The organism is Hyella patelloides LEGE 07179 (assembly GCF_900659865.1).
GTDB lineage: Bacteria > Cyanobacteriota > Cyanobacteriia > Cyanobacteriales > Xenococcaceae > Hyella > Hyella patelloides.
In genome coordinates this window covers 1-10909 of the sequence record NZ_LR214008.1, presented here as the reverse complement: position 1 = coordinate 10909, position 10909 = coordinate 1, and the positions used below count along the sequence as shown (strand labels likewise).

At 36.4% G+C, this 10909-nt stretch carries 10 protein-coding genes; 6 read left to right on the top strand and 4 right to left on the bottom strand.

Annotated features, from left to right (window positions below; genetic code table 11):
• Positions 1-867 (bottom strand): SGNH/GDSL hydrolase family protein (locus H1P_RS26080; protein ID WP_144873037.1); only part of this gene is annotated, 867 nt, incomplete at its 3' end.
• A 170-nt stretch (positions 868-1037) separates the two neighbouring features.
• Between H1P_RS26080 and H1P_RS26075 the strand changes: the two genes are divergently transcribed.
• From H1P_RS26075 to H1P_RS26065, 3 genes are all read left to right on the top strand, one after another.
• A complete protein-coding gene (locus tag H1P_RS26075; protein WP_144873033.1) occupies positions 1038-1718 on the top strand; it encodes a response regulator transcription factor in 681 nt (226 codons plus the stop codon).
• A 36-nt stretch (positions 1719-1754) separates the two neighbouring features.
• Positions 1755-3053: a sensor histidine kinase gene (locus tag H1P_RS26070; protein ID WP_144873043.1), complete on the top strand. Its 1299-nt coding sequence runs from the start codon at positions 1755-1757 to the stop codon at positions 3051-3053.
• A 161-nt stretch (positions 3054-3214) separates the two neighbouring features.
• On the top strand, positions 3215-3985 hold the full coding sequence (locus H1P_RS26065; protein WP_222427242.1) for a hypothetical protein: 771 nt from the start codon (positions 3215-3217) through the stop codon (positions 3983-3985).
• Between the two features lie 311 nt (positions 3986-4296).
• Here the strand turns inward: H1P_RS26065 and H1P_RS26060 are convergent, their stop codons facing one another.
• Together H1P_RS26060 and H1P_RS26055 are read right to left on the bottom strand one after the other, a co-directional pair.
• Entirely contained in the window at positions 4297-5268 is a 972-nt protein-coding gene (locus H1P_RS26060; RefSeq protein WP_186376150.1) for a DapH/DapD/GlmU-related protein, read from the bottom strand.
• A gap of 36 nt (positions 5269-5304) precedes the next feature.
• A complete protein-coding gene (locus tag H1P_RS26055; RefSeq protein WP_144873027.1) occupies positions 5305-6549 on the bottom strand; it encodes a glycosyltransferase in 1245 nt (414 codons plus the stop codon).
• A gap of 223 nt (positions 6550-6772) precedes the next feature.
• On the opposite strand from H1P_RS26055, the gene H1P_RS26050 reads away from it, so the two are divergent.
• Positions 6773-7582, top strand: a complete 810-nt coding sequence (locus tag H1P_RS26050) for an acyl-CoA desaturase (RefSeq protein ID WP_144873024.1) — start codon at positions 6773-6775, stop codon at positions 7580-7582.
• 752 nt (positions 7583-8334) lie between these two features.
• On the opposite strand, the gene H1P_RS26045 is transcribed toward H1P_RS26050, so the two are convergent.
• Complete coding sequence (locus H1P_RS26045) at positions 8335-9096, bottom strand: hypothetical protein (protein ID WP_144873021.1); 762 nt, start codon at positions 9094-9096, stop codon at positions 8335-8337.
• A gap of 445 nt (positions 9097-9541) precedes the next feature.
• Between H1P_RS26045 and ureG the strand changes: the two genes are divergently transcribed.
• Together ureG and H1P_RS26035 are read left to right on the top strand one after the other, a co-directional pair.
• Positions 9542-10159 (top strand): urease accessory protein UreG, encoded by a 618-nt coding sequence (gene ureG / locus H1P_RS26040; RefSeq protein ID WP_144873018.1) that lies wholly within the window; start codon positions 9542-9544, stop codon positions 10157-10159.
• A 99-nt stretch (positions 10160-10258) separates the two neighbouring features.
• Positions 10259-10909 (top strand): urease accessory protein UreD (locus H1P_RS26035; RefSeq protein ID WP_144873015.1); only part of this gene is annotated, 651 nt, incomplete at its 3' end.

The following is a 10909-nucleotide window of genomic DNA, read 5'->3' as shown; positions in this document are numbered from 1 at the left end:
TGGGTTTTCACAAGGTACTACACCAGGGGAAATATCAGGAAAATTATTGGGGGATAAGCAACTTTCTAGAGGATTTTCCTGAAAACCAAAGTCAAGGGGATTTTCAAAGATATTTTCTAACAAACTATTAACATCTAAAATAGCAAAATCGGTTTCTGTAAGCGACTTATCTAGAGAATCAACCGCAGAATTTAGAGCGTTATTATGAGCATTGGTTAATAGAGTTAATCGATCTAATTGTTCTGGAGGGATGAAAGATCGACCTAAAGGAGTATTGGCTAAATTAATAAGGTTTGGTACTAAGATATGTTTTGCTCCAGCATCAGCTAATTGAGACAAAGAATTAGCAATGTTGTTAATCGGAATTGCGGGATTAATTAGTGTGCCACTATTCTGAAAAGCTTCTACATAATCATTTTCTCCCGCCCATAAAATTACCAGAGCATCTTCACTAATAGTTTCACCATCAAGAAAATTGATGAAGTCATTCACCTGAGTAGTCACACCAGGAAAAGAAATATTAGGAGAATCTCCCAAACTGTTAGTACCTGTTGTGGCACCACCAATGGCAAAATTAATACCATCTTCTGCATCCGTAAAACTATCACTATAAAAAGTGCTAGGATTAAGCTCTAAATCTTCCCCTAAATAATCTATCCAAATTTGACCATTGGAAAATCTGCCTTCATAGTACAAAGGAGATGGAGGGAACGTGCTACCTGTGATACCATAAACATTTCCCGCGTCGGAAACACTATTTCCAAAGACAAAAATTTGATCGAAATTAGAACTTTCAGCCTGTGCAAGTAACGAAAAACTACTAGCTATAATAGTGGTAGTAAGTAAAATAGAATACTTTATAAACATATTTTCTTAAGTATTTTGAGCATTTTGTATGCTAATTAAAAACTCCTCAAACTAAATGTTTAGGAATTGTAAACTAACTAAAGATTAGTCTATTTAAGATACTGAATGATATTATTACCGATTAAAGCGTTTAATATTTTAAAACTTCAATAAAGTAGAGAGGTCAAATAATGAAGATTCTGGTAGTAGAAGATGATGAAAGGATTAGTGATGCAGTGGTGGAATATTTATCCGATTCTCACTATGCTGTAGAAGCAGTATACGATGGACAATCCGCTTGGGAATTACTCGAAGTATTTAACTATGACATGATTTTACTTGATGTCATGATGCCGAATATGGATGGGATGACTTTATGTAGGAAATTACGGAAAAAAGGTCTAAATATTCCCATACTCATGTTGACAGGAAAAGATACCCTCAACGATAAGATAGAAGGTCTGGATGCTGGTGCGGATGATTATCTCATTAAACCTTTTGAACTGGAAGAATTATCGGCTCGGATTCGCGCTCTCTTACGTCGGGGAGCTTCTACCACTGCACCTATCCTAACCTGGGGTAATTTGAGTCTAGACCCTAGCACTTGTGAGGTGTTTTATGGAGAGAAATCTTTACCCCTTAGCCCCAAAGAGTATAAGTTGCTGGAGTTTTTCTTGCGTAATGGTAGAAGAGTTTTTAGTCGCGCCCAAATACTGGAGCATCTTTGGTCTTTTGAACAAGTTCCTGAAGAAGCCACTGTAAAAGCTCACATCAGAGGACTACGACAAAAACTAGAAGCCTCTGGCGCACCAAGCGATATTATTGAAACAGTTTATGGCTTGGGCTATCGTCTTAAAGAAAAACCAGAATAGGCTCAATTGTGCTGTTAATTTAATTTAGACAAGATGATGTTTCAAGGTTTAAGATGGCGATTACTTCTGTCTTACCTCACGGTAATGGCAACCATTCTCAGTGCTTTTGGGATGGGAGTTTATGTTTTTTTTAGTCGTAATTTGTATCGTCAATTGGACAAAAAACTGTTAACTCTCGCTCAATCTGCTGCTCCTTCGTTTGCGGAAGTAGAACAAAATGGTAGTGAATATCTCGATCAAGTTGATAAAGTACCCTGGCGAGATATTTTTAATCGCGATCGCCAAAGTTTAGAGTGGTTTGATGATGAAGCAAACTCTATCGGGAATAAAGGCTTTTCTCAAATCGAATTTAAGCCCCGACCTGGAGCGGTTAATATCCCCAAATATTTAGTAGATGTGCCAATTAGAGCCTACACGATCTCTGTGTTTAAAGACAGTGAAGTTCCCAATAAACCTACGTTAGAAGGCTATATCAGAGCCAGTCAATCTATTGAAGAAATTGAAACCGTACAACACCAACTACTCTGGGTTCTTAGTTGTGGCGGGATAGTCACTCTGATTTTAAGTGGGTTGGGGGGTATGTGGTTAACCCAAAAAGCCATTGAGCCTATCGAAGCAAGCTATTTTAAATTAAAACAATTTACTGCCGATGCTTCCCATGAATTACGAGGACCCCTTACTGCAATCAAGTTTTCGGTGGACATTATTCGCAATCATCCCGAACGCATTCATCCCAAAGATAGCAAAAAACTTACTGCGATCGCTAGTGCCACATCCCAGATGGGTCAATTAATTGAAGACTTATTATTTTTGGCAAGAACAGATAAAGAAGTTATTGTTCCCACTCGTGAAAAAATCGAAATCTCTCTTAGTGTAATTCTACAAAACTTGTTTATTCTTCTAGAGCCAGTAGCTCAAAATAAAAAAATTAGCTTAAAATCTCAGTTGACAGACAATTTAATTATCCTGGGGGATAAATCAAAGTTATCTCGCCTCTTTTCTAATTTGATACATAACGCTATTCAATACACTCCCGAAGGTGGAATTGTTACGATAGAACTCAGTAAACAAAATCGTCATGCAATGGTGAATGTTAGAGATACAGGTATTGGCATCGCAGAAGATCAACTACCCAATGTATTCGACCGTTTTTGGCGAGCAGATAAAGCTCGCTCTCGTCGTGAGGGTGGGACAGGTTTAGGACTGTCCATTGCCAAAGCAATTGCAGTAGGTCATGGTGGTAGAATTAATGTTACCAGTAAACCTAACGTTGGTAGCTGCTTCCAAGTACGAATCCCTCTGATAAATCGCTCCAATACTCCAGGGAAATACTGATTTTAATTAAGCTTTTTGTACTCTTATCTATTTCTTCACATTTCTCCTTTACTCTCTGATTGAGCAGGGTCAAAAACGACACTTGATCTGTATTATAAAAAATATAAAAAATATCACAATTAATCAGCTATCAGAAGCTTTCTAGGGAGAATCGAGTTCAAATGCAGAAGCAGCTAAATTTGAGTCCAGTAGACGTTAATCCAGTAGACGTTAATAAAGAACCTCAATTAAACATTCAATCCTCCATAGAAACTCACATTGTAGAAAGAGAGGATATTTTTTATTCTAGAGGACGCAATTTAGCTAAGGCAGTATACAAGGAAGTTTGGAATACAGAAAATTTAGTAGATGGCAATGATTACGGAATAGTTGTCGCTTGTAATGGCAAAGTTTTAGGTAACGCAAACATTCAAATCAAAAGACCTGGTAAACTGCTCAAAAGCGAAGCTTTTTTTGGCGAGTCCCATTGGAAAGATTATTTTGACGCTTCGGATTACGAAATAGCAGAAATCTCTGCTCTGGCTGTCTCTCAGGATGCACCAGCAGAAATGAGAAGACCAATCATGATGATGTTAATTGTCGGGATTCAAAATCTTTGTCGCATGATGGGAGTCAAGCAAATTGCTACTGTGCAACACGATTATTTGATTCGCATTTTAACTAAAAGCCTCAACTTGCCTTTTTACAGAAATCAAAAAATCGAACAACCCCAAACTAGCGATCTTCCTGACGATGATTACTGGAAAAGAGTTAAACCCCCTGCTCTATACTATCTAGATCCTTTAGGACATGAAGGTACTACGGCTTGCTATTCTTTCTTAAACTATCTGAATATGTCTGGAACACACACTGCTTTTTATCCCAGACTAAAAAATGTTCACAAGTTAAGTTACGCTGCTTTCTGCAAAGGTTCAACAGAAAATAAAAACTAGAATAATTGATTTTAGAACAATACCAAATCCGAGTTTAAAGTTTAAATACCCGCTTTTAGTTAAAAGTGTAAAATGGATTAAAAACCTTCTGCTCATTACCCCTCAACAAAACCTTTAACTGGTGAATCTCAACAAATTTTAGTATAATTTGAGTTAATTTCATTTTTTAGTCAAATCAATCTTCATTTCTCAAATTCAAATTATCTTACTGCGCTTTTCAGTTGAATAAACCACGCGACTAAACAATTTCTGTTTCCTGTTCCCTAAACAGATTAGTGTGGTATACCAAATCAGAAACTGCTGTAAGTAGGTTATTTTGTATTTTTCCACTTGTGTATTGTTGCTAATATATCTTTAACACTAAAAGTTTCAGTATTAATTTCCGTTACATCAATAAAGAGGTTGTCATACCTTTTTTGTAGTTTGTTGAATATGCGAGTTAAGTCCTCTATTTTCAAACCTAAAGATAGTAGAGGTTCATTTTTATCTGAACATTTGAGGTTGTAATCATTTGACAATAACTCTTGAATATATGTCTCTACTTGCTCTATTTCTGGAAGAGGAATTGGGTAAGTTTGTTGTTCGATACTTTTAATTTTTCTAGCAGGTATACCACCCCAAATTTCATTAGGAGGAATAATAGTACCAGGTCTTACTACAGATTTATTTTGAACTATAGAATTATCGCCAATTTTAACATTTGGCCATACTATAGCTTCTGCGCCAATAAGAACATTATTGCCAATGTCTACTTTTCCCAAAAAGGTATTAGTCGAGTCAGGAGTATAATGACCAAATATATTGCAATTCCAACCAAGTAAAGTGTTTTTACCAATAGATACTAAGTAAAAATCAGGAATTGAATCAGGGGAACTTTGAAGCACACTAACATCGATTTTTGCTCCTGCTATTTTATAAAATAAATATGCTGGAAAAGGAAATATTATAATCCATCTTGCTGGAGTTCTTTTGATAAACTTATTAAGAGCAGCAAGTATCTGATACTTAAGATAATCTTCTTGGGTAGTTAAACGCCCTAATTTTGGTTTAGGAAGTAATCTAGTGCAAATAGCACCAAGCAGCAAAATCATTAAGGGATAAATATAAAAACTAATAAGAATACTAAAGGAGACTAAAATTATATTTCCTGTTTTCCCAAGTTGAATTAATAATATAGCTGGAATTAGAAAGGATATAAAATTAATTGATAATTCTAATCCTAGATTAATAGGAAATCCTAGAGCAAAAACTTGACTTACACTTTCTTTATTTTTTGTATTCATAATCATTTTTTTTAAAATTATAAGCAAAGTTATAAATTATCTGTTTAATAATTTTTCTATTCGCTTGAGAATAGTCTCTTTTGCCTCAAAAGAATCTAGTTTTTGTTGAAATTTTTTGGTTGCAGCTTTAGTTATTGAATCATTAAGTAAGTGCAGAGTCTTTTTAACAAGAGCATCTATCTTTAAGCGAGAAGGACGGAAAAAGTAGCCTAGTTGGTTGCGTGCTAAAGCCTCAGCATAAAAATGTTGATTGGCATGGGCGGGTAAAGGTATCAGTGGAACTCCGCAGGATAAAGCTTGGTAAGTACTCATTGCTCCACCAGGATAAACCATGACATCTACTTGGTAAAGTAGTTTGTTTTCATTGATAAAATCAAAAATAAAAAGATTTTTATTATCTATTGTTAAGTCAAAATTTCGTTTGCCACGGGAAACAATCACCTGCAAATTTTGCTCCAGCAACTTTTGGATGTAGGATACTAGAAAATCTGTAGGCAAGGATTCTTGAGTACCTGGACAAATATAAACTGTTTTTTTGTCAGTATCAAGTTGGGAAAGTTCAAGAGGTAATGGTTCATGACGTTCCCACAGCATAGCTCCCGTGTAAATATCTCCTGGGCGAAGAGATTTAATAGGAACTAGATCGGGATGATCGCAAATGAGACAGATATCTCCTTGACTAGCATAATCAAAAAAAGTGGGTAATGGTTCTAGCCCATAAGCTACAGATGCTTCTCTTAGAGAAATAGAAATGTTTTTAATTGTTTGTTTATTAATTAGCTCGCCGATTACAGTTTTCTGAGCAATAAAGTCAAGCAACCAAAGGGGAGCAAAGCTAGGTTTTGCAAAGGGGTCGGGAACAGTTTTATCAGGAACAAAGTTGACATGACAGGTTGCTTCAGTTAATCCTACAGAAGGGATGCCATATTTTTTGGCTAATTGTAGAGCAGTAAACCGAAATTCTGATATAACTAATTGCGGTTGAATGCGCTTTAGCAGTGAGTCGTCCTGCTCAAAATATTGAACCAAATCTTTGGTTTCATACATCATTTTTCCTTGGCGCAAACGCTGATAAATAGCTTTTGGCTCTGCAATTTTGAGACTGATAGTTTCAAATTCTTCAGCCTGAAACAGAGAAGATGATGAATCGGGACAAGCAACTAATATAGAATAATCTAGTTGCTTCAGCCATCGTGCAAAGATTAGAGAGCGGGCGATATGAGCATAGCTAATTCCTTCAGAAAATATTAGTAAGGGTTGGTCAGTTTTTGTGATTTCCATAGATTCACGCTTTTCAGGTTTGTAATTATATTGTTGGATTACTGTAGATACCTATTTTTTAACTATACATTTCCATAAATCTATTCTTATCAGGGTCATATTTTTATTTTGTATCTATTTTGTATCTATTTTGTATCTATTTTTTGACTTTTTTTGGGAACTATATTAGTAAATCGATAATCTTCTTCGATTTTACCGAGTTACTAAATGCTATTTTTTTTCAATGACTACCACAATCGAGATAGATCAATCAAAACTTAATTTCCCAATTATTGTATCCCTAACTATTACTCATTTAGGAGTATTGTTTGCCCCTTTTACTTTTAGTTGGTCGCTTTTAGCACTTACTATTTTTCTTCATTGGCTGACTTGCGGGTTAGGAATAACTCTCGGCTATCATCGTCTTCTGAGTCACCGCAGTTTTAAAACACCTAAATGGGTAGAATATATCCTCACTACTTTAGGGACTTTAACCATTCAAGGAAGTCCTATCGATTGGGTGGGATTTCATCGCTTACACCATAAATATTCTGATACTGCACAAGATCCCCATAACAATGAAAAAGGTTTTTGGTGGAGTCACATATCATGGATATTACATCAGTCTCCTTCAGAAGAAAAAATTAGAAAATTGACTGGCGATCTTAATGGCGACCCCTACTATGAATTTTTACATCGCTTTTTTCCTCTATTTCAACTAGCGTCAATTGTTTTCTTTTACTTAGTTGCGGGATGGGGTGGTGTTGTTTGGGGTGTCTTTGTGCGCTTGGTTCTTACTTATCACAGTACATGGCTGGTTAATAGTGCTACACACAAATTCGGCTATCGCAATTTTGACTGCCAAGATAGTTCTGTCAATTGCTGGTGGGTAGCTGTTTTGACTTATGGAGAAGGCTGGCATAATAATCATCATGCTCATCCCCATTCGGCTCGTCATGGATTGAAATGGTGGGAACTTGATTTAACTTGGACTGCTGTTAGAGTTCTTGAATTATTGGGTTTAGCTTCAAATATTCGGACTTATAAAGCTTGACCATAAATTAGGTGTGGTATTGAACTTTTTGACTTTACTCAACCTGTCATACAAAACCATAATCAATTATTGAAAGTCTTGCATAGCAAGACTTTTTTTTATGAATTTAATTTTGTGCTGTTTCTCACAAATACAGCAATAAAAAAAATATTAAAACTCCGATGTTTTTTTCTGGGAATACTACCCAGAGCGTCTGTCGTCGATATTAATCATCACACTTGATGGGACGAGAGTTCTATCGCCACAGTATGTTAATTGGTTGGGATAAAAAAACTATTGGCGTGGAAGTACAATGAACCAAGAAATTAATTTCTTGGCTTAAATATTAAGTCCGTTTAAACGGACTTGGGATGTCAGACGGAGAATTTATTCTCTGGCTACTCTGGCTATTGAGAATGAAATAGCCCTGTTGCTGTACCTCGCACCCTACTGTGTTTTTGATCGACAATAATTGAAATCGAAAGATAAGTAAGTCAACCTACCTTTCTTCTGAGAAACAAAATCTACTATAAACCACTTATCGGTAAAACCATTAAACCTTGTAGAGACGCGAAATTTCGCGTCTCTACACAAATATTGCATGAATGGTTTGATAATCGGATTTAGTATTACATAGGGTTTTTATACTAAAAGCAAAAAGCAGTAACGCCACAAAATATGACCCTACCGCAATTGATTTCGATATTTAAATCTGAAAATTAATCAGGCTGTTAGAACAATCACAACAGCCTAAAAAATACTCTTACACAAACTTACTTTTTCTTGCGAGCAAGTACAAAAGCTCCGCCAAGACCAACTGCCAATAAACCCAATAAGTTGGAAGCTTCAGGAATATTTTCATGCTCCTCTCCTTCTACTACCCAGTTGCTAGACCAAGTACCAGGGTTGAATTGGTCGGGTGTTTCACCAGGCTCATCAAATAAAGCTCGAGTTTCAGCGATGCTTAAACCTGCAAAGTCAACACTAAAAGTTCCTGTCCCAAAAGACACATCATTAGAACCATCAGATAAATTGATGAAATCTCCCGTAACACCTAGGGAAACAGTAGTTCCAGTACCATCAAATGTGTATTCTGGAAATTGAAGACTTGTTAATGTAACAGAAAATGCATTGTCCAGTACGATGAAGTCTGGAATAGGATTATTAATCAGATCCACAGTGTCCGCGAAAGGTAGGTCTCTAATATCACCAGTTTGACCTACAAAGGCTGCAAAATCGTTAGAGCCATTGAAAGGATTAGCGTTTAGTTCAACGACAGGACCAGTGCCACCTCCTTCAGGAGGAACGAAATCCAAGTCCGTTAGGGGTCTTGTAGGATCTGGTGCATTAGGATCTACGTCACCAACAGTAATACCAGTTCCAGTGAAAACAACACCTGTTTGCTCTCCCCCAGGAGTTGGGCTTGGGGGGTTGATTCCGACTCTACCTTGAAGAGCAGCAGCCTGGGCAGCACCAGCCCCAGATAAAGTAGCCACAGAAGCTACACCCAGAGAAATATATGTTCTAAGACCCATTAATTTTATGTACTCCGAATAAGTTATTTTTACTAATATGAGTTTCGAGAAATGTCAGTGTAAACCCTCAGAAAAGGGATTTTACGTAAGTACCTTCAACATAATAAACATAATAGTCTCTGATTACCAAAATAGACAATAGTAAAGGGCAATTTTTCACAGAAACTTCATCTCTTTTTTAAGTTATTGCCAATATTAATAACTAATAACCTGAATTTGTATTTTTTTCGATACAAAATTGTATTGTGAATTACACATTTTTAGTAAAAAAATTTGTTGAAGACTTTACAATTTTTGAGAGAAGATGAACGTATATCTCAAGGTAGACAAAATTAGTCTCTAGATTACGTGACAAAGGAATTATGGAGGAAAAGATACTTCCTATAAGCGAAACTATTATCTAGTAGAAAATTAAATTACTTATTGATATCATGCAGAAAATTCAATGAAGCACACAGCAGCAAGATTGGGTATTGGCGGAGCGGTAGGCAGTGGTAAAACTGCTTTATTAGAATGTCTAATTCCTTTATTAAAAGATCGGGAAATAGAAGTGGCAGTGGTTACTAACGATCTTTTAACAACTGAAGATGCCGATCGCTTGAAGAAAAAAGCAATCTTACCTGACCGTAGAATTACGGGCGTAGAAACTGGGAGTTGTCCTCACACAGCTATCCGTGAAGACCCTACCATGAATTTACTGGCTATTCAAGATCTAGAGTTACTGTTTCCACAGTTAGATTTAATTTTGATTGAAAGTGGCGGGGATAATTTGGCATCAACTTTTAGTTACGATTTGGTGGATGCTTATATGTTTGTCATTGATGTGGGTGCAGGGGATGATATTCCTCGCAAAAATGGCCCAGGCTTTGTGGGTGCAGATTTGACAGTCATTAATAAAATCGATCTTGCTCCTTATGTGGGAGCAGATTTAGATGTCATTCGTCGAGATACGGCTATTTATCGTCAAGGTAAACCTGCGGTTTTTACCAACTGCAAAACAGGAGAAGGCTTGGAAGAGGTTATGGGTTTTATTTTGCAGAATGTTTTGTTTCATCAAAAATGAATGCGACACATCCCGTAGGGGCGTTTCGCGAAACGCCCCTACCCAAAAATTATCTGTGGCAGCCATTATTTGATTCGGTATGACAAATTATTTCCTTCAATGTTAAATGAAGTGGCAGAAAATCAAAACTTACAGGAATATTCAGCCTTAGAACTCAAACTGAGGTGCAACTCTTGGGGTAAGACGGTAATTACTCACCAGTATCAAACCCATCCCATGCGAATATCCCGTCCTTTTCGTTTGGATCGAGATAATCATAACCGTGCTTATATCTATCTGAGAAATAATTCTCCTGGTTTGTTTGCTCAAGACAATTTAAATATCTCTCTGAGTTTGGGAAAGAATAGCCAATTCTATCTGACAGAACAATCAGCAACCAAAGTGCATCCGATGACCAAAGGAAGTACAGCAAAGGTTAACTATAATTGGAACATAGCACAACAGGGAATAGTGGAGTTTGTTCCTGAGCCTTTAATTCTTTATCAAGATAGTGCTTTACAACAAACCACTAAAATTGAGATACATCCTACTGCTAGTTTATTTTGGAGCGATATTATTTTACCTGGAAGGTTAGCAAGGGGTGAATGTTATCAATTCCGTTATTACGATCATTATTTAGAGGTTTGTTCCGATTTGGGAGAACTTTGGTTTAAAGAACGAATGTATTTAAAGGGTCAAGATAATCAATTTTGTCACAATGAGTTGTTTGCTAGTTTTCCTGTATTGGGAAATGCGATCATAATTATCCCC